Origin of the sequence: Methanococcoides mangrovi (assembly GCF_052057775.1) — an archaeon.
Taxonomy (GTDB): domain Archaea; phylum Halobacteriota; class Methanosarcinia; order Methanosarcinales; family Methanosarcinaceae; genus Methanococcoides.
The window spans coordinates 1,313,553-1,331,919 of record NZ_CP195121.1; the positions used below are offsets into that span (position 1 = coordinate 1,313,553).

Here is an 18,367-nt window from a genome sequence, read left to right on the forward strand (position 1 = left end):
TTGGGGTTTTAACAGATGCTCTGAAGGATTATACTATGTTAATCCTGTATCTGTAAAATACCCATCTTCGCCTGTCATCACATCAAAACGTTAATTTACATATAAAGTAATCTTATTCCGATGGATGGCATACTGTCACTAAGCAATGTTTCTAAAAGCTTCGGGAACTTTCCCGTTCTCAAAAGCATTGATCTGGACATAAAAAAAGGTGAATTCGTTGCCATACTTGGTCCCAACGGGGCCGGCAAGACCACCCTTGTTAAGATCATGTCCACCCTTTCCTCTCCTTCGAAAGGTTCAGTTGAGATCAATGGACATAACGTTGCAGATGATCCGGCTTCAGTAAGACGCATGATCGGGGTTATCTCCCATGAAACACATCTGTACAACGACCTTACGGCAGAGGAGAACCTGCGTTTCTTCGGGAAGATGTATGGGATCGGTTCAGATGATCTGGGACATCGTATCCATAAGCTTCTGGATCAGGTAGAACTTACCGGCAGAGCTGATGACAGGGTTTCCACTTTTTCCAGAGGTATGAAACAGCGGCTTTCCATTGCAAGGTCACTGATACATGAACCACAGCTATTGTTCCTCGATGAGCCATATACAGGACTGGACCAGCACGCAAGCCTGACCTTTGAGAAGGTCCTTCAGGAACTGGATCCTCAGGATACCACAAGGGTGATGGTGACCCACGATATCACGAACACGTTCAAAATGTGCAGCCGTGTCCTTATACTGGACGGCGGGAGGATCGTATTCGACGGTCCGATATCTGAAGTAGGTTCAGCAGAAGAACTAAAAGAGATCTACATGTCTAAGGTAAGCAGTCACATTTCAGTATGATCGGGAGTTTTCAATGATACGTATCCTTGATATCGCAGCAAAGGACCTTAAGGAGGAATTCCGCACAAAGCAGATGCTCAATTCCATGGTCATCTTCTCACTGCTCGTTATCGTTATATTCAGCATTTCCTTTGGTTCTATCCTTGGTTCTTCGGAGAGTGTGGCCATGGTCGCACCGGGAGTTCTCTGGATAGCGTTCATCTTTGCAGGCTCCATCGGCCTCTCCCGCTCCTTTGTGGCGGAGCTGGAGAATGGTTGCCTTGAAGGATTGAAACTCTGTCCTGTGGGCAGGTCTGTGATCTACACAGGAAAGGCTGTTGCGAACATCATCCTGATGCTTATAGTGGAGCTTATCACGATCCCGCTTTTCGTTATCCTGTTCAACTACAACATCGGCGGGTTGCTGTTACTGTCCCTGGTGATCGCTCTGGGGACCATCGGTTTTGTCTGTGTGGGTACACTTCTCTCTGCACTGACAGTGAACACCCGCACCCGTGAGATCCTGCTTCCTGTACTGCTTCTGCCACTGGTATTGCCTGTGCTGATACCTGCTGTGATGGCAACGGGAAGTACACTTTCCGGAGCTTCAATGTGGGATATATCACAGGAGCTGAGATTGCTGGTCATCTATGATGTTGTGTTCTTCCTTGTGGCACAGCTGGTCTTCGAATATGTGATACAGGATTGAAGGCACAGGATTGCAGATACAGGATCGTTTCTCGATCGATCAAAAATACTGGAAGCAATGGTAAAAAGATTAATACTTATATACCGGGGAGTTACTACTACCTACATCATTCAATCTTATTATCGGAGTTTTCAAATGTCGGACAGGAGTTTTACAGGTAAGGTCTTGCCACTGGTGGCTGCTGCGATCATGCTGCTGGCCATCGGTATGATATTCTTCTACCTTCCGGAGATGAAAGGCGAGTCCGGTGAGGTCCTGGACAGCAGCTTCAGGATATTCTATTTCCACATGCCTGTTGCAATTACATCCTATCTTGCATTTACAGTAGTATTCATCTCAAGCATCCTCTACCTGAGGAATGGTGAATACAAATGGGATATCGTTTCACGCTCTGCCGCAGAGGTGGGTGTGGTCTTCGCATTCCTTGTTCTGGTCACAGGTTCCATCTGGGCAAAAGCAACCTGGGGCTGGTACTGGATATGGGAGCCACGCCTTACAACATCCCTTGCACTTTTCCTGGTCTACGTAGCTTACCTGCTGCTGCGTCAGGCAGTTGATGCCCCTGACAAGAAAGCACGCCTTGCATCAGTATTCGGCATACTGGGTTTTGTCTCGGTGCCCCTGAGCTTTCTGTCAATACGCCTCTGGCGTTCAGCACATCCTCTTATGTTCGGTGATGCCTCTTATGGCTCCGGCGGCGGGTTGGAAGGGACATCATTGCAGCTGACACTGCTTGTGAACATCATCGCTTTCATACTTGTATTCGCAGCTATAACTTCATACAAGATAGGCAATGAAAAGCTCGAGGAAGAGGCCAATGCTTTAAGATCATCTCTTAGGTGATAACTTCTTTTTTCCTTTTTCTTTTCGTGTATTTTGTTTATCTTTCAATTTCATTCATTTTTCAGGTTGCTTCTTTTCAGAGATCTGCCTTTTTCTTTTCCTTTACCACTTCATCCAGCAAAAAATATAAAGAATAGCTGCCGATTAGGTAGCATGCTCTTTGAACCGATTTCCATAGCAGACCTGACCATAAAGAACCGTTTTGTGCGTTCAGCAACCAACGAGTGGCTTGCAGAGGAAGATGGCACTCCTACTGATGCCATTGGCGATATGTATGAGGAACTTGCACGCAACGATGTGGGCCTTATAATCACCGGTTATTCCTATGTGAACGTGCAGGGAAAGAGCAATGATAAGCAGCAGGGCATCTATGATGACAGGTTCATCGAACCTTACCGGAAGATAACATCAAGGGTTCACAAATACGACTGCCAGATCGTGGTGCAGATCGTGCACGGTGGCCGCCAGTCCATGATACAGGAAGGTATGTCTCTTCTTGCACCTTCAGCTGTGGAGGATACTTCATCAGGGAAAAGACCTGTGGAAATGACAGAGGAGGACATCCTCAACACCATCGAGGACTTTGTGGAAGCTGCAAGGCGTGCAAAGGAGGCAGGATTTGATGGTGTGCAGATACACTGTGCCCATGGTTTCCTACTGAGCAGTTTCATATCCCCTTACACGAACCAGAGGACTGACAAATGGGGAGGTTCTGTTGAGAGCCGGGCCAGGATCATCACAGAGATTGCAAGGCTCATTCGTGAGAGTCTTGGCGAGGACTTCCCGATCATGGTAAAGATGAATGCCACGGATGGCTTTGACATCACTTCCGGTAAGTTCGGACTTGATGCTCCTGAATGTGTGGAGATCGCAAGTCTTCTTGAGAAGGCAGGTATCTGTGCCATTGAGGTCAGCGGCGGTATATTTGAAGCTGGGGACGTGATGTCCCAGCCGAACATCGATTCAGAGGAAAAGGAAGCATACTTCAGGCGTTACTCGAAGATGATAAGCGATACTGTGAACATTCCGGTCATACTGGTTGGAGGCATCAGGTCGAAGAAAGTAATGGAATCCATTTTGAATGGATATGCCGACATGGTCTCGTTCAGCAGGCCTTTCATAAGCGAGCCTGATCTTGTGGTAAAGCTCAGGGATGGCATATCTGACAAAGCCAGGTGTGTTTCCTGTAACAGGTGTTTCGACCACAATGGAATTCGCTGCAATTATGATTTTGGCGATTCCGCTTAATCTCTTTTTTTGAAATTCGTGGTCGCATCTTTTTATAGTTTCTTTTCATTCTTTAATTCATGAGGCTGGATGCATATCTTGTTGAAATGGGTTACTTTAAGTCACGTGCACGTTCCAAACAGGCAGTTCGTGACGGTCATGTGAAGATAGATGGTAATGTTATAACAAAACCTTCAAAAGATATCTCCATTGATGATAACATCGAAGTCGATGAAGGTCTTGATATGCCAAAGGGCTATTTCAAGCTGAAAGGTATCCAGGAAGAGACCGGTCTTATCAGCGAAGGTGATAGTGTACTTGATCTTGGTTCCAGCGCGGGCGGTTTCATCATGTTCGCATCAGGGATTGCCGGTAAGATAAAGGGACTGGAGTTCAGTCGTGATTTCAGGTCGGAACTGGGGCAACTTGTCCATGAGAATGAGAACGTATCTGTCATTTTCGGGGATGTTTTTTCTGTGCCTCTTGAGGAACTTTCTGAAGAGCCTGTGGATGTTATTCTGAGTGACATGACACTGGAGCCTCTGGACTCCCTGGCAGCTTTAGAACGTGTACTTCCTTTACTGAAGGATGGTGGAAAGCTTCTTCAGGTCATCAAGATCCCGGACAGGACAAACAGGAGACCGCTGATCGCAAAGATAGAGAGCCTCGGTATAGAAGTTCTGCAGGTACTGGAATCCAGAAAGCAGGAAATATATGTGATCGGCAGGAAGGTCGGTTTCAATGGAAATCTGTAATTAATGGGATAAGTGACTTCATAGGGGTCTGGCCACGATGCTTTTGAAGATCTATGGGAAGGGTCGTCCCTTCAGGTTTTTTGTCGGAGGTCTGCATGGTCGGGAATGGCGTGATACCTCATCTGTACTTATGAACCTTAATATGCCTTTTTCAGGTAGTCTGGCAGTTATGCCTGTGGTCAATAGGGGGAAGTATATCTCTACACTCGAAAGTGGGTATTATCATGGTATAGGGAAAGCTATTGTTGATGTTGTTGAGAAGTACAGGCCGGATATCTATGTGGAACTTCATTCCTATTCAAAGGGAAATTTCTGCAAGCTTGTATCAAAGGACAGGGTGAACAAGGTAGGGGTGCCTGGATTCAGTTCTCTTGAGAAAGGTGTGCTTATGGGCTCTGTATCTCCTCACATCCGAAGGGAGTACTTTCCTGTCGAGGCATTGTGCCTGACATTCGAGATCGAGAAAGATAATGCTCGGTCCGGGGAATTCGCAGCATGTATACTCGATGTTGTAAAGGGATGTGATTCCAGGGACGATTTCATCGAATATATGATGAAACATTATCCTGAAGTGGCAAAAAAAGCAATTGAGGATTATAAAAAGTTCTATGGGTTGTAAGGTTTCCCTTACAACTCATTGAATATCGGTTAAATATCAGCTTACAAGCTTCCGAGTGCGTCGTAGTTGTGGATGTTGTGCTCAGGATTAACATCCATCATCTCTCTTCTCTGTGCTTTGAGCATGTCGTCGACACGGAGTACCATGTTAGCAACTTCTGAAGCTGATTTGATGGCCTGTTTCTTTACCCTGAGGGGATCGACTATGCCTTTCTCAAGTGTATCATCGATCTCGCCGGTGTAAACATCAAGGCCTGCGTTCTTGATCTCCCCGTGTTTTGCACGAAGTGAAAGGATAGTGTCAATACCGTCCATACCTGCATTTACTGCAATTTCTTTTGGTATTACTTCCATTGCTTCTGCAAATGCTGAGATCGCAAGCTGTTCACGACCACCGATGGTAGCTGCAAATGCACGAAGTCCCTGTGCGACCTCGATCTCTGCTGCACCGCCACCAGGAACGATCTTCTCGTCTTCGATGGTGTTCTTGATAACCTGTAATGTATCATCGATCGTACGCTCGAGGTTGTCTGCCACGTGTTCGAAGGAACCTCTGAGAAGAAGGGTCACGGTCTTTGAGCCCTTGCAGTCCCTGAAGTATGTCTTTCCAAGGTCGAATGCTCCGATCTGTTCAACAAGACCTGCATATCCAAGGTCCTTCTCGGAGATATCATTGATGTTCTTAACAATATGTGCACCGGTTGCTCTTGAAATACTCTTCACGTCGTCGTCGTTGATACGCCTGATCGCAAAGATGCCTTTCTTCTGGAAGTAGTCTGCTGCAGCCTGATCGATGTTCTTTGTTCCTATTACGACATTAGCACCTGTATCAACGATCTTGTCAAGTAACTTGTGGAAGTCTTCCTCTTCCTTTTTCAGGAACTCTGTCAGCTGGTCTGCAGAGCTGATCTGGAATGTTGACTTGTTCTTTGTCTTCTGTACAAGTATATCTGCTGATATGAGAACGATCTTTGCATTCTCTACGACTTCAGGCATTGCAGAGTGAAGACGTGCCTTGTTTATCACGATACCTTCAAGGAGTTCGGTCTCTTCGATCGGCTGACCAGGGTCCTGTGTGATGAGGATGCCTTCATTCACATTGACCTTTCCATCGACCTCTACTTTAAGTACTGCATCGACACAGAGGTCTGCAATAAGATCTCCGTATGCTTCAGCACCTTTGCCTGCAATTGCGGTCTTTGCGATCTTCAGCAGAACTTCCCTGTTCTCTTTATTAACCTCTATGGCATAGTTGTCAAGCAGTTCTGAAGCTTTGTCTGCAGCCTGCAGGAAACCTTTGATTATAATGGTTGGGTGAATACCGGATATGATCAAATCTTCTGCCTTTTCAAGAAGTGATCCTGCAAGAACAGCTGCACTGGTGGTACCGTCACCTGCGATATCTTCCTGTGTCCTTGCGATCTCCACGATCATCTTTGCAGTAGGGTTCTCGATATCCATTCCCCTGAGGATCATTGCACCATCGTTGGTGAGTACGATATCTCCCACCGGGTTCACAAGCATCTTGTCCATTCCTTTTGGACCAAGTGTTGTCTTTACGATATTTGCAATTGCCTTTGCTGCAGCGATGTTCGCGAAAAGGGCCTGCTTGCCCTGTATATGTTCTTTCCTTGGATCTGTTATCATTGCTGGCTGACCTGCCATTGGATCTGAACCTCCTGATGATCTGATATATGAATTGGTCTAGTGTTTTTACTAAATTTGATTGAAACTAACTGTGTATGGTTCTATAAATACGTTTCGAATGATTCTACTGCGTTTATACCGCATGCTCAAAAACTTTAACATAAAAGCTGGTTTTAAGCGTATTTATGCTTGATTTTGTAGGACTTGGACTTTATGATGAAAAGGACATATCGTTAAAAGGACTTGAAAAGATACGCAATGCGGATAAGGTCTATGTGGAATTCTATACTTCTGTTCTCATGGGTACCGATCTTGAAAAGATGGAAGAGCTCTACCAGAAGAAGATCACAGTCCTTTCAAGGGAGGATGTGGAGCAGCATGCAGAGGACTGGATCGCTGATGCAAAAGGTATGAATGTCGTATTCCTTACAGGCGGTGACACCATGGTCTCCACCACTCATGTCGACCTCCGTCTCCGTGCACTTGCCATGGGCATTGAGACTTCTTTAGTTCATGGTGCCTCCATAGCATCCGCAATATGCGGCCTGTCAGGCCTGCAGAACTACAGATTTGGGAAAGCTGCAACTGTTCCACACCCTTACGTCACCAGCCGTGGAACCAGGGTGATCTCCGAAACACCTTACGATACTATTAAGATGAACCGGGAGAACGGTCTTCATACGGCTGTGTTCCTTGATATTGACAAGGACAAAGGGTACATGACCGTAAATGAAGCCCTTTCCATCCTGCTCGAGGTAGAGGACAAACGCGGCGAAGGTGTCATGCAGGACCGTATCGCAGTAGGCATAGCCCGCGCAGGATCTCCATCTCCTGTTGTAAAGGCTGATTATGCAGGATCACTGAAAGATTTCGATCTCGGCGGACCGCTGCATATCCTGATAATCCCGGCAGATCTGCATTTCGTAGAGGCTGAAGCTCTTGTGAAACTTGCAGACGGTCCTGAAGGCATACTTAAGGATGTGGAATGACCGTTCCCCGGAACGGCATCTTCTCTTCCTGTTATTTCTAATCGTTAGCGACAGGAACGTTGTAAAGCACAATTGATATAAGGCTTTAGTCCCATTTTTTGGTGAGAGGATATGATGCTCGGCTCAGTAGGTATAATTTCAGGTGAGACCGGATCGTTTGGTTTTAAGTTCTTGATTTCTGACAGTACTGTTGTACATCGTGGGGATTATGTAAAAGCATGGCATGAGAAGGATGGATGGGTCCTTTGCCAGGTGCTTTCGATCAAAAGGTTCAGTGATACGGTAAGTACAAAACAGTCCTTTGATGAGGCCAAGAAGGCCTTTGAGGAATTCAGGAAGAACGGTAAGGACAAAAAAAGCTCCGACAGGATAGTTGCAGACGCTACGGTCATTGGCAGCCGCGATCCTTCGGGTCTTTTAAGGGCCCCAAAGACTCCGTTTAGCCCCGGTGATGATGTTTTTAAAGCAGATAATGACCTGATAAGCTCTGTGCTGGGCCTGTCCGGTAATGAGATGTACATAGGCCTGCTTGATGGTACCGATATACCGGTTCACCTGAGCGTGAACAGCCTTGTGCAGAAGCATTGCAGTATCCTTGCAAAGACCGGAAGCGGGAAGTCCTATACTGCAGCGGTCCTGCTGGAAGAGCTGCTCGATCGAAAGGTCCCTCTTCTGATAATCGATCCTCATAGCGAATATGCTTCCATGAAGGAACCTTCGGCAAAGACAGAGGACCTCAGGAAGTTCGGTGTCTCCCCCAAAGGGTATGGTTCCAGTATTACAATATACACTCCGGCTAACAAGGCAATAAATCCGAATGCTGACGAGCTATTCAGGCTCAACGGAAATAATCTTTCCGCGAAGGACCTTGCTTCGATCTTCCCGGAGAATTTCAACAGCACTCATATCGGTATCCTTTACGAAGCGATACAGAAACTTCGTGCGGAAATGGAGACCTATACTCTTGATGATATAATATTCGAGGTGGGAAACAACGAAAGCAAGGCCAAATGGAATGTCATGAACCTTCTTGAGGACATCCGTGATTCCGATATCCTGTCCTCATCGCCTACCTCCCTTGAAGAGCTCATGCAGAAGGGGCGGGCAGCGGTAATAGATTTCAAAGGGGTGTCTCCCGACCTTCAGAGCATGATCGTGGCACAGCTTTGTGGTGCACTTTTCGAAGCACGCAAGATGAATACCATCCCTCCGGGAATGCTTGTAGTGGAAGAAGCCCATAACTTTGCCCCGGAACGTGGTTTCAGCAAGACCGCAAGTTCAGAGGTATTGCGTACCATTGCATCCGAGGGGCGTAAGTTCGGTCTTGGCATGATGGTAATATCCCAGCGCCCTGCAAGGATCGACAAGAATGTGCTTTCCCAGTGCGGAACACAGGTCATAATGAAGGTTACCAATCCAAACGACCTTAAATCCATAAGTAAGGGACTTGAAGGTGTGAACTCTTTTGTGGAGGATGAACTTATGCGCCTGCCTCCGGGGGTTGCCATGCTTGTGAGCAACGATATAGAGAGGCCTGTTCTTGTGGATATCAGGGTAAGGAAATCAAAACACGGCGGAGAATCTGTGAATGTCCTTAAAAGTGCACAGACCGCTTCACCTGCTCCTCAAAAAAAGATTTCTAAACCTGTCAGCCAGCCGTCCAAGAGCTCCGAGCCTGCAAAAGCAGAAGCTACTGAAGGTGCAGGAAGTCCTCCGCCGAAAAGGCAGCCAAGCAGGCAGGCAGACAGCCCGGTGAACCGGCAGCCGAAGTCTGAGAGCGGAGGGCTTTTCAAGAAGATATTCGGTTCGGAGAAGTGATCGTTCCGACGGATGGGTTTATAAGTGAATTATATATAGATGGTGTAAAAGTGGCAGCAGATCTGAACGAAAAGGTCGAAAGATACGAACGTCTGTTAAGGGAAGCACTCTCAAAGGCTGACATAAGCCCTATAAAGGGTTCTCACATGCTTGCAGTGGCCGAGGACTATAAGAATATGGCACGTTCCTATTATGATGATGGTGTGCATTTCATTAAGGCCGGTGATCCGGTAAATGCTCTCATCTGTTTCAGTTATGGACATGCCTGGCTGGATGCAGGTGCACGCCTTGGTGTTTTCGATGTTGATGATGATGTGCTGTTCACGATATGATCGTCATTCAGAAATTGTAGATCTAAGAAGAAATGAAGGTTTAAGATAATATATCTGGAGAGAATGAAACGATGACAAATTATCACGTTACACTTGAAGCTGCCTGGTTGGTAAGGGATGTACAGACTGCAGATGATGCTATTGGAGTTGCTATTGCAGAGGCCGGGAAAAGGCTGAACCCTCAGCTCGATTTTGTAGAGGTCGATGTGGGAACAACTTTCTGTCCTGCCTGCAATGAACCTTTTGGCAGCGTTTTCATTGCGGCCAACACCGCGATCGTCGGTCTTGTCCTTGAGATGAAGGTCTTTGACGCTGAGAGTGCAGAGCATGCATCAAGGATCGCAAAGTCCGTTATAGGCAGGGCATTACGTGATGTGCCACTCAATGTTGTGGATGTCGAAGAATTCGAATAAGGTGTCTGTATGTCTGATGTGATATCTGTAGTAGGTCATGCTGCAATAGACTTCCTGTTCGATGTGGAGGGAATTGCAACACAGAACGAGTCATATCCGATAGTTGATTATCAGAAGTTCTTCGGAGGTGGAGCTGCGAACATCGTTGCAGCGATCGCGATCCTTGGTGGGAAATCCCAGCTTATATCCGCAGTAGGGGATGATTTTGCAACATCAGGTTATGAAGAACATCTAGAGGGTCTGGGCGTTGACCTTTCCCTGCTTTTCAGGCTTGAGGGTGAGAAAGGGACTGCAGCATATGTTTACACTGATCCGTTCCACAACCAGTCAACTTACTTCTACTGGGGGGCATCTGCAAAGCTGAAGGAACTGGAGCCTCCGGAAGTTGATTTTGTACATCTTGCGACATCCGAGCCCAACTTCAATGCCAGGATCGCACAGAAAGCAAAGTTCGTGTCTTTTGATCCCGGGCAGGATCTTGTGATGTACACGAGGGAGAATCTTGAGGCTATACTTGCGAACACTGATATCCTTTTCACCAACAAGCATGAGATCAAGCGGGTCTGCGACATGACCGAAAGCACTTTTGAGGATATTAAGGAAAAGATCGATATTGTGGTCGTCACCTATGATGCCGAAGGCAGCAGGATATTTGCAGATGGTGCTGAATACGAGATCCCTGTGGTTCCTGTAAAAGCAGTTGACCCGACCGGTGCAGGGGATGCGTATCGTGCAGGTTTCCTTGTGTCATACGTCCGTGGCTATCCGCTGGATGTTTGTGGTAAGGCAGGAGCTACGGTTGCATCATTTGCTGTTGAATCAGTTGGTTGCCAGACAGACCTTCCTACATGGGATGATATGGTAACCAGATATGAAAGCCAGTTCGGAGCATTCCCGTCTCTTGATGGGTGAATGTTCTCCTCTTTTCTGTTTTTGCTAAAGTGGTTCTTATGATCTTTATTGGCTGAGTTGATCAGCGGCAGCTATGTTGGTTCAATTTAGATAATGTTTGGCAACTACGGATGATTGATAGTTGTCAGTAAAAAAAGAATTGTCAATATCGTGCACTTCCACACGATATTGATCTTGAATGATTTGTTTATTGCTTGTTCTCGATCACAGCGTGTGCTGCTGCAAGTCTTGCAATTGGCACACGGAATGGTGAACAGCTGACATAGTTGAGTCCGACGTTGTGTCCGAACTTAACTGATTTTGGCTCTCCTCCATGCTCTCCACAGATGCCGATCTTGATGTCAGGTCGTGTAGCACGTCCTTTCTCGATGCCGATCTTCACGAGCTGACCTACACCTTCCTGGTCAAGCACTGCGAACGGATCGTCCTCGAGTATACCACTCTCTAAGTAGAATGGCAGGAACTTGCCTGCATCGTCTCTGCTGAAACCGAAGGTTGTCTGGGTCAGGTCGTTTGTACCGAAGGAGAAGAACTCAGCTTCCTTAGCTATCTGGTCTGCTGTGAGTGCTGCCCTTGGCAGTTCGATCATTGTTCCGACCATGTAGTCAAGCTTAATGCCTTCCTTCTCCATGGCTTTTTCCACAGCTTCGATCACATGTTTCTTGACAAATTCAAGCTCATCGATGGTGCTGATCAGTGGGATCATGATCTCAGGCACGATGGTCATGCCTTCCTTTGTGAGTTCGCATGCAGCCTCAATGATGGCCTGTGCCTGCATCTCGTAGATCTCAGGGTATGTGATACCAAGGCGGCATCCTCTGTGACCGAGCATTGGGTTCATTTCCTTGAGGAACTCGATACGCTCGATTACCTTCTTCACCCTGTCGATCTCTTCCTGTGGGGCGTCGTTGGAGTTCAGCTCTGTGAGTCTTTCAACTGCTTCCTCATGGTTTGGCAGGAACTCATGGAGTGGCGGGTCAAGCAACCTGATGGTTACAGGATATCCTTCCATTGCCCTGAATATTCCTATGAAGTCCTCTCTCTGCATTGGGAGAAGCTTCTCAAGAGCTGCTTTCCTGACACCAACCTCTTCAGCCATGATCATTTCACGCACTGCAGGAATCCTGTCCTCTCCGAAGAACATGTGCTCTGTTCTGCAGAGTCCGATTCCCTCTGCACCGAAGTCACGTGCGACCTGTGCGTCGTGTGGGGTGTCCGCATTGGTCCTGACCTTCATGGTCCTGACCTCATCGGCCCATGAGAGGATCTGCTCAAGTTCACCGGTAACGCCCGGCAGGATAAGGTCTACCTCTCCAAGGATGACATCTCCTGTGGAACCGTCGATGGAGATCATATCGCCTTCGCTGATGGTGTGTTCACCAACGTGGAATACCTTCTCTTTAATGTCAATTACAATGTCGCCACAGCCTGCTACACAGGGCTTGCCCATGCCTCTTGCAACTACTGCTGCGTGTGAGGTCATTCCTCCGCGTACTGTGAGGATACCTTCTGAAGCGTTCATACCGCCGATGTCCTCAGGTGAGGTCTCAGCACGTACAAGGATGGTCTTCTCACCATTCTTTGCTTTCTCTTCAGCATGTTCTGCTGTGAACACAACTTCACCGACAGCAGCTCCCGGAGATGCGGGGAGACCGCTTGCAATTACATCCGGTGTTGCGTTAGGATCGATATTGGGGTGGAGGAGCCTGTCGACCTGTGCAGGTTCGACTCTTGTGAGGGCTGTTTCCTTATCGATAAGTCCTTCTGCTACCATGTCGGTAGCGATCTTGATGGCTGCAGCGGCAGTTCTCTTTCCTGTCCTTGTCTGCAGCATGAAAAGCTTGCCTTCCTCAATGGTGAACTCGATGTCCTGCATGTCCCTGAAGTGTTCCTCCAGTTTCATGTAGATGTCCACAAGCTGATCATAGGCCTCAGGCATGCTGTTCTTCAGGGTCTCGATCGGTTGAGGTGTCCTGATACCTGCAACCACATCTTCTCCCTGTGCATTGATGAGGTATTCTCCGAAGAATCTCTTCTCCCCGGTTGCAGGGTCTCTTGTGAATGCTACTCCTGTTCCGGAGGTCTCGCCCATGTTACCATATACCATGCTCTGTACGTTCACTGCAGTTCCCCAGTCCCCGGGGATGCCGTTAAGACGCCTGTAGGTTATAGCACGCTGGTTGTTCCATGATCCGAACACTGCATCGATGGCCATCTGGAGCTGTTCTCTTGCTTCCTGCGGGAAGTCCTTTCCGGTCTCTTCTTTGATGATGCCTTTGAACTTCTCAACAAGGTCCTTCAGATCCCCTACATCAAGGTCGGTATCCTGCTTGACACCTTTCTCCTTCTTCTTGGCAGTGAGCGTGGATTCGAACTTCTCGTGTTCGATGCCGAGCACAACATCTGCGAACATTGTGAGGAACCTTCTGTAGCTGTCGTAAGCAAACCTGTCGTTGCCGGTCTTTTTGGCAAGGCCGACTACTGACGTGTCGTTAAGTCCCAGGTTAAGCACTGTGTCCATCATACCTGGCATGGACACACGGGCACCAGAGCGTACAGAAACGAGTAATGGGTTGTTAAGGTCTCCAAATAACTTTCCCGTGGTGTTTTCCAGTTCCTTTATGGCATTATCGATCTGCTCTTCAAGACCTGCAGGATATTTATTGTCCTTAAGATAAAGAGTACAGACCTCTGTAGTGATCGTAAATCCGACCGGAACCGGGATTCCCAGATTTGACATTTCTGCTAGGTTGGCGCCTTTGCCTCCAAGCAGGTCTTTCATACTGTTTTTGCCTTCAGTTTCGCTATTTCCGAAAAGATACACAAATTTATTATCTGCCACTAAGTTTTCCTCCCACGGGAAGATATTTTGATTATGGGTTAGGCTAGCATTAATTATGTATTGATGATACTGATTTCTGAATCTGTCAGTTACAATATCAGGGGTCTTCCAGAAGTTATGTTATTGAACATATCTAGACGACATTGCCGTTTATTGTGTGATTATTATTAAGTGTTGTCGTTGGTTTTAAGGAAATCCCGTATTGTTTGAGGTTGTGTTTCATTTTTATACAATTATGTCCGGGACAGGGCAGAAATCTATATATACAATGTCCAAAATTCCACTGTGTGAATTTACAACTCTCAAAATTTGCGGCAACTGATCGGTGGGCAATGGTCGTCAGAAAAATGCCGATGGTCGTGTGAGGCACTACCATGCCTATTGTTCACACGATCTGGTCTGATCATTAGATTCTCGTAAATATTCCTTTATTGGTCGATTTATGTGCCAATATGATGTATTTTTCGTATGGTGTATGATTATCTTTTTGTAATGGTATTATTTGGATTATTAAAGCTATTGCGATAACTTTATATACTAGGTGTGATATGATATATATGCACCGATACAATTTATATATTGATGGCAAGAGACGTATGAAGAGGCTTGGAACAGTAGTGCAGGTAGTGGCACAGCAGGGTTTGCTTGTGAAAGGGGACAACATTAAACCAGATACATCTTTGAGGGATCTTCCTCGTATCAATTCGGTTGTTGTTGATAAATCCGTCAAGCGAATTGGAAAGGTGAATGGTGTGATCGGTCCTGTAAAATCTCCTTATATTTGTATTAAGGTCTTTGGAGATGTTTCAGGTCCTGAACTGAAGAAGTACCTCAATGAGAAGGTATACGTCAAGTAAGTCCATTTATTGCATTTATATTTGGTACATCTATAGTATTTATATTAAGTGGATTGACTGTTAGCAATTTTGGTAAAATCGAGGCAATGATAATATGGTGGAAGTTGAAAGAGTAAGATATTCTGATACTTCAGAGAGAGAGAAGATACGTGCAATGATCAAGGCACGTAAAGAGAAGGAAAAGACCGCTGAGGTCGAGAACAAGGTAATTGAGTGTCCAGAGTGTGGAAGCCGCAACCTTGAACAGGACTATGAGCGTGCCGAACTGGTATGTGCGGATTGTGGTCTTGTAGTGGATGCTGAGTTCGTAGATGAAGGTCCGGAATGGCGTGCTTTCGACCATGATCAGCGCATGAAGCGTTCCCGTGTTGGTGCACCAATGACATACACCATACACGACAAAGGTCTGTCCACTATGATCGACTGGAGGAACCGTGATTCCTATGGTAAGTCCATCTCCTCCAAGAATCGTGCCCAGTTGTACAGGTTGAGGAAGTGGCAGCGTCGTATACGCGTAAGCAATGCTACTGAAAGGAACCTTGCATTCGCTTTATCAGAACTCGACCGTATGGCATCTGCATTAGGTCTTCCACGTACTGTACGTGAGACCGCTGCAGTGGTCTACAGGAAAGCAGTTGACAAGAACCTCATCCGTGGAAGGAGCATTGAAGGTGTGGCAGCAGCAGCACTTTATGCAGCATGTCGCCAGTGCAGTGTTCCGAGGACCCTGGATGAGATCGGAGAAGTTTCAAGGGTAAGCAGGAAAGAGATTGGAAGGACATACCGTTTCATCTCCCGTGAGCTTGCACTCAAGCTTATGCCAACATCTCCAATAGACTACGTCCCAAGGTTCTGCTCAGGCCTGAACCTCAAGGGAGAGGTACAGTCCAGAGGTGTTGAGATCCTTCGTCAGGCATCTGAAAAGGAACTCACAAGCGGCCGTGGACCAACCGGTGTGGCAGCAGCTGCGATCTATATTGCATCCATTCTCTGCGGTGAGCGCAGGACACAGCGTGAGGTCGCTGATGTTGCAGGTGTGACCGAGGTCACCATCCGTAACAGGTACAAAGAGCTCGCTGAAGAACTGGATATCGAGATCATTCTCTGATCTGGTATTGAGAACAAGAATAGTAACAAGAACTGCAAAGACGAATTCTGTCTTTGCGTTCCCTATATTTTTAGATCATTTATTTCCTAATCGATTAGTGCTTAGTTTATACCTTGATCTGATCAATTCGAATTACTGACAGAACTGAGATACCTAATCGATCACATTATATAGTTACATTATTTTTTATTGACCATGTTAGAACTGTTCGAGATGTTGTTCATTGGTTTCGTAGTGGGTCTGACCGGTGCTCTGGTACCAGGTCCCATGCTATTTGTGACCATTGACGGCACACTGAAGAAAGGCTGGACAGCAGGACCTGAAGTTTTCCTGGGCCATGCTATCATCGAAAGCGCGGTACTTGTGCTGATACTTTTAGGCATGAACACACTAGTAGGCGAGCGTGAGATGTCTTTCATCTCGGTGGTCGGTGGTATCGTCCTGGTAATTTTCGGTATAATGACCATCAGGGGTGCAGGGTCTTCAGCCGAAGAACTTCACGGGCAGGACAAAGCGGTTTCCAATTCACTGGTTGCAGGCATTGTGACCTCTGCTTCCAATCCTTATTTCTGGCTCTGGTGGCTGGCAGCTGGCAGTGCCCTTGTGCTTGAGAGCATGAAGCTCGGAATGGTTGCAGTGGTGTTCTTCATAGTCGGACACTGGCTTGCGGACCTTGGCTGGTTCACTGCTGTATCGCTATCCTTCAGCCACGGCAGAGGCATGTTCTCCCCGAAGACCTACAGGCATATTCTTGTATCATGCGGACTATTCCTGATATTGTTCGGCGGATGGTTTGCGATCGGATGATCCGGACATTTTGATATGCTGATATTTCAGGAGAGATGAGTTTTGAAACAGCCCTGTATTGCTATCCCTAAAAAGAAAGGTGAACCTGCCAGAAAGTTCCTTATGGAACTTGATATCCTTGACAAGTCCCTGAAGATATTCAGTGAAGGCGATATGCTGTACCTTCCTCTTGAAAGGGAGCTTACTCCGGAAGAGCTCAAGGAACTTCCTGATGAGGCGAGACCGGTGGAACATGAGTTTGAATCCCATGAGAAGATCCTCAGGCTCGAGGACATCCTTGGATTTACTCCGGGTTACGAGATAGTAGGCGATATTGCACTCATTGAAGCCGACGAACCTGAAGCCCAAAAAGTAGCCGCTGCACTCCTGAAGGTCCACAAGAACGTTCAGACCGTGCTCGGTGCAGTGTCAGCTGTGGAAGGAGAGTTCAGGACCCGCAGGTTCAAAGTGCTTGCCGGGGAAGAGCGGACGGAAACGGTTCACAAGGACCACGGCTTTAAATACAGGGTGGATCTCGAACGTGCATATTTCACTCCCCGTCTTTCTACTGAAAGGCAGCGGATCGTTTCACAGGTGGGTGAGAATGATGTTGTCCTGGACATGTTCGCAGGGGTTGGACCGTACAGTATAGCTATTGCCAGGAAATGCAAAAAGGTCATTGCCATGGACAAGAACCCTGATGCGATCTATTTCCTGAAAGAGAATGTGAAGCTCAACTCCATCGGGAACATTGAGGTCATCGAAGGTGATGCGAACGAGATCGCCCGCAATTTCAAGGGTATTGCGGACCATGTTATCATGAACCTCCCCCACAGCGCGGAAGCTTTCCTTGATTCTGCTGTCTATGTGACAGCTCCGAAGGGCGTTATCCATTACTATGGGATGACACACGAGGATGACCTGTATGAGAGTTCCATAGGACTGATAGAAGCAGCAGCAAAAAAGGCCGGGCGAAGCATTGAAGTTCTGGAGTGTCGTACAGTGCGTTCTTATGCGCCGCATCAGTACAATGTTTGTATTGAAGTACGTGTGATATAATAGCTATCTCTATTTTTGAGATGTTACATGAATATGAGAATTTATTTAAACTTGTAATGCTGTTTTGAGTATCGGAGTAAAAATTCAAAAATGGGCATCTGCCATACCTTTAAAGATCTTATTTAAATGGAGCTGTTCTAGGGAACGGTTTATACGATCAAATTAAAGCAATAACAGAATATGTCGGTATTTAATTCGCAGGTGATCGATATGGAGAACATTGATGAAAGTTCTATGGGGGATCTGTTAAAATGGCTTATCAGTGTAGATAGGCGAATGATCCTTATGGAAGCTATGAAAAAGCATAATGTAGTGAAAGCTTCTGATATTGCCCATGAAACAGGGAGGTCTACACAGAACATCAGTCATGCTCTCAAAGAGCTTGAGGACAAAGGACTTGTTGAATGCCTGACTCCTGAGAAAAATACCTGGAAAAAATATATCCTGACCGACCTGGGTAAAAAGTTAATGAAGGAACTTGATGGCAAATTTATTTGATGTTTGAAGCCTGATATTTAAAATTGAAGTTACAATTGTTCCTTGTAACAGTTCTCCGTAAATGACCTCATGCTCTCATTTAGAGAGCATGAATGATGAACTCATCCTTTTTGATCCCATCACGGA

The 18,367-nt window shown here is 46.6% G+C and carries 18 protein-coding genes; 16 read left to right on the forward strand and 2 right to left on the reverse strand.

From position 1 onward, the window contains the following. The first annotated feature begins 120 nt into the window (after positions 1–120). From ACR3I3_RS06745 to ACR3I3_RS06770, 6 genes are all read left to right on the forward strand, one after another. Positions 121–849, forward strand: coding sequence for an ABC transporter ATP-binding protein (locus ACR3I3_RS06745; RefSeq protein WP_440951506.1), 729 nt, complete (start codon positions 121–123; stop codon positions 847–849). 13 nt (positions 850–862) lie between these two features. Further along, positions 863–1,537, forward strand: coding sequence for a heme exporter protein CcmB (locus ACR3I3_RS06750; RefSeq protein WP_440951507.1), 675 nt, complete (start codon positions 863–865; stop codon positions 1,535–1,537). Positions 1,538–1,672: 135 nt separating this feature from the next. Further along, the gene (locus ACR3I3_RS06755; protein ID WP_440951508.1) at positions 1,673–2,380 is read left to right on the forward strand and encodes a cytochrome c biogenesis protein; all 708 of its coding nucleotides are present in this window, start codon (positions 1,673–1,675) and stop codon (positions 2,378–2,380) included. 153 nt (positions 2,381–2,533) lie between these two features. After that, entirely contained in the window at positions 2,534–3,628 is a 1,095-nt protein-coding gene (locus tag ACR3I3_RS06760) for an oxidoreductase (protein WP_440951509.1), read from the forward strand. 59 nt (positions 3,629–3,687) lie between these two features. Continuing rightward, on the forward strand, positions 3,688–4,362 hold the full coding sequence (locus ACR3I3_RS06765) for a S4 domain-containing protein (RefSeq protein WP_440951510.1): 675 nt from the start codon (positions 3,688–3,690) through the stop codon (positions 4,360–4,362). Positions 4,363–4,399: 37 nt separating this feature from the next. Continuing rightward, the gene (locus ACR3I3_RS06770; RefSeq protein ID WP_440951511.1) at positions 4,400–4,981 is read left to right on the forward strand and encodes a DUF2119 domain-containing protein; all 582 of its coding nucleotides are present in this window, start codon (positions 4,400–4,402) and stop codon (positions 4,979–4,981) included. A gap of 41 nt (positions 4,982–5,022) precedes the next feature. Here ACR3I3_RS06770 and thsA read toward each other — a convergent pair whose 3' ends face one another. Continuing rightward, positions 5,023–6,645, reverse strand: coding sequence for a thermosome subunit alpha (gene thsA / locus ACR3I3_RS06775; RefSeq protein ID WP_440951512.1), 1,623 nt, complete (start codon positions 6,643–6,645; stop codon positions 5,023–5,025). A 167-nt stretch (positions 6,646–6,812) separates the two neighbouring features. On the opposite strand from thsA, the gene dph5 reads away from it, so the two are divergent. The 5 genes from dph5 to ACR3I3_RS06800 all read left to right on the forward strand — a co-directional run bounded on the left by dph5 (position 6,813) and on the right by ACR3I3_RS06800 (position 11,091). Next, positions 6,813–7,616, forward strand: a complete 804-nt coding sequence (gene dph5 / locus ACR3I3_RS06780; protein ID WP_440951513.1) for a diphthine synthase — start codon at positions 6,813–6,815, stop codon at positions 7,614–7,616. Between the two features lie 111 nt (positions 7,617–7,727). Then, positions 7,728–9,434 (forward strand): helicase HerA domain-containing protein, encoded by a 1,707-nt coding sequence (locus ACR3I3_RS06785; protein ID WP_440951514.1) that lies wholly within the window; start codon positions 7,728–7,730, stop codon positions 9,432–9,434. 50 nt (positions 9,435–9,484) lie between these two features. Continuing rightward, positions 9,485–9,766 carry a DUF357 domain-containing protein gene (locus ACR3I3_RS06790; RefSeq protein ID WP_440951515.1) on the forward strand — a complete coding sequence of 94 codons (282 nt, stop codon included), beginning with the start codon at positions 9,485–9,487 and terminating at the stop codon, positions 9,764–9,766. Between the two features lie 71 nt (positions 9,767–9,837). Beyond that, complete coding sequence (locus ACR3I3_RS06795) at positions 9,838–10,179, forward strand: DUF555 domain-containing protein (RefSeq protein WP_440951516.1); 342 nt, start codon at positions 9,838–9,840, stop codon at positions 10,177–10,179. A gap of 9 nt (positions 10,180–10,188) precedes the next feature. Beyond that, a complete protein-coding gene (locus ACR3I3_RS06800; RefSeq protein ID WP_440951517.1) occupies positions 10,189–11,091 on the forward strand; it encodes a carbohydrate kinase family protein in 903 nt (300 codons plus the stop codon). 187 nt (positions 11,092–11,278) lie between these two features. Here ACR3I3_RS06800 and ppdK read toward each other — a convergent pair whose 3' ends face one another. After that, a complete protein-coding gene (gene ppdK / locus ACR3I3_RS06805) occupies positions 11,279–13,933 on the reverse strand; it encodes a pyruvate, phosphate dikinase (protein WP_440951518.1) in 2,655 nt (884 codons plus the stop codon). A 557-nt stretch (positions 13,934–14,490) separates the two neighbouring features. Here ppdK and ACR3I3_RS06810 point away from each other — a divergent pair. From ACR3I3_RS06810 to ACR3I3_RS06830, 5 genes are all read left to right on the forward strand, one after another. Continuing rightward, positions 14,491–14,790 (forward strand): H/ACA ribonucleoprotein complex subunit GAR1, encoded by a 300-nt coding sequence (locus ACR3I3_RS06810; RefSeq protein WP_440951519.1) that lies wholly within the window; start codon positions 14,491–14,493, stop codon positions 14,788–14,790. A gap of 94 nt (positions 14,791–14,884) precedes the next feature. Next, positions 14,885–15,898 (forward strand): transcription initiation factor IIB, encoded by a 1,014-nt coding sequence (locus ACR3I3_RS06815; RefSeq protein WP_048194848.1) that lies wholly within the window; start codon positions 14,885–14,887, stop codon positions 15,896–15,898. Between the two features lie 195 nt (positions 15,899–16,093). Next, a complete protein-coding gene (locus ACR3I3_RS06820; protein WP_440951520.1) occupies positions 16,094–16,705 on the forward strand; it encodes a LysE family transporter in 612 nt (203 codons plus the stop codon). A gap of 42 nt (positions 16,706–16,747) precedes the next feature. Continuing rightward, complete coding sequence (locus ACR3I3_RS06825; protein WP_440951521.1) at positions 16,748–17,743, forward strand: class I SAM-dependent methyltransferase; 996 nt, start codon at positions 16,748–16,750, stop codon at positions 17,741–17,743. A gap of 180 nt (positions 17,744–17,923) precedes the next feature. Beyond that, on the forward strand, positions 17,924–18,241 hold the full coding sequence (locus ACR3I3_RS06830) for a winged helix-turn-helix domain-containing protein (RefSeq protein WP_440951522.1): 318 nt from the start codon (positions 17,924–17,926) through the stop codon (positions 18,239–18,241). Positions 18,242–18,367: the final 126 nt, after the last annotated feature.

What these genes read in the sequence shown, in the direction of transcription:
- ACR3I3_RS06745 (WP_440951506.1), top strand. Translation starts at nt 121, where the DNA reads ATGGATGGCATACTGTCACTAAGCAATGTTTCTAAAAGCTTCGGGAAC.
- ACR3I3_RS06750 (WP_440951507.1), top strand. Translation starts at nt 863, where the DNA reads ATGATACGTATCCTTGATATCGCAGCAAAGGACCTTAAGGAGGAATTC.
- ACR3I3_RS06755 (WP_440951508.1), top strand. Translation starts at nt 1,673, where the DNA reads ATGTCGGACAGGAGTTTTACAGGTAAGGTCTTGCCACTGGTGGCTGCT.
- ACR3I3_RS06760 (WP_440951509.1), top strand. Translation starts at nt 2,534, where the DNA reads ATGCTCTTTGAACCGATTTCCATAGCAGACCTGACCATAAAGAACCGT.
- ACR3I3_RS06765 (WP_440951510.1), top strand. Translation starts at nt 3,688, where the DNA reads ATGAGGCTGGATGCATATCTTGTTGAAATGGGTTACTTTAAGTCACGT.
- ACR3I3_RS06770 (WP_440951511.1), top strand. Translation starts at nt 4,400, where the DNA reads ATGCTTTTGAAGATCTATGGGAAGGGTCGTCCCTTCAGGTTTTTTGTC.
- thsA (WP_440951512.1), bottom strand. Translation starts at nt 6,645, where the DNA reads ATGGCAGGTCAGCCAGCAATGATAACAGATCCAAGGAAAGAACATATA.
- dph5 (WP_440951513.1), top strand. Translation starts at nt 6,813, where the DNA reads ATGCTTGATTTTGTAGGACTTGGACTTTATGATGAAAAGGACATATCG.
- ACR3I3_RS06785 (WP_440951514.1), top strand. Translation starts at nt 7,728, where the DNA reads ATGATGCTCGGCTCAGTAGGTATAATTTCAGGTGAGACCGGATCGTTT.
- ACR3I3_RS06795 (WP_440951516.1), top strand. Translation starts at nt 9,838, where the DNA reads ATGACAAATTATCACGTTACACTTGAAGCTGCCTGGTTGGTAAGGGAT.
- ACR3I3_RS06800 (WP_440951517.1), top strand. Translation starts at nt 10,189, where the DNA reads ATGTCTGATGTGATATCTGTAGTAGGTCATGCTGCAATAGACTTCCTG.
- ACR3I3_RS06810 (WP_440951519.1), top strand. Translation starts at nt 14,491, where the DNA reads ATGCACCGATACAATTTATATATTGATGGCAAGAGACGTATGAAGAGG.
- ACR3I3_RS06815 (WP_048194848.1), top strand. Translation starts at nt 14,885, where the DNA reads ATGGTGGAAGTTGAAAGAGTAAGATATTCTGATACTTCAGAGAGAGAG.
- ACR3I3_RS06820 (WP_440951520.1), top strand. Translation starts at nt 16,094, where the DNA reads ATGTTAGAACTGTTCGAGATGTTGTTCATTGGTTTCGTAGTGGGTCTG.
- ACR3I3_RS06830 (WP_440951522.1), top strand. Translation starts at nt 17,924, where the DNA reads ATGTCGGTATTTAATTCGCAGGTGATCGATATGGAGAACATTGATGAA.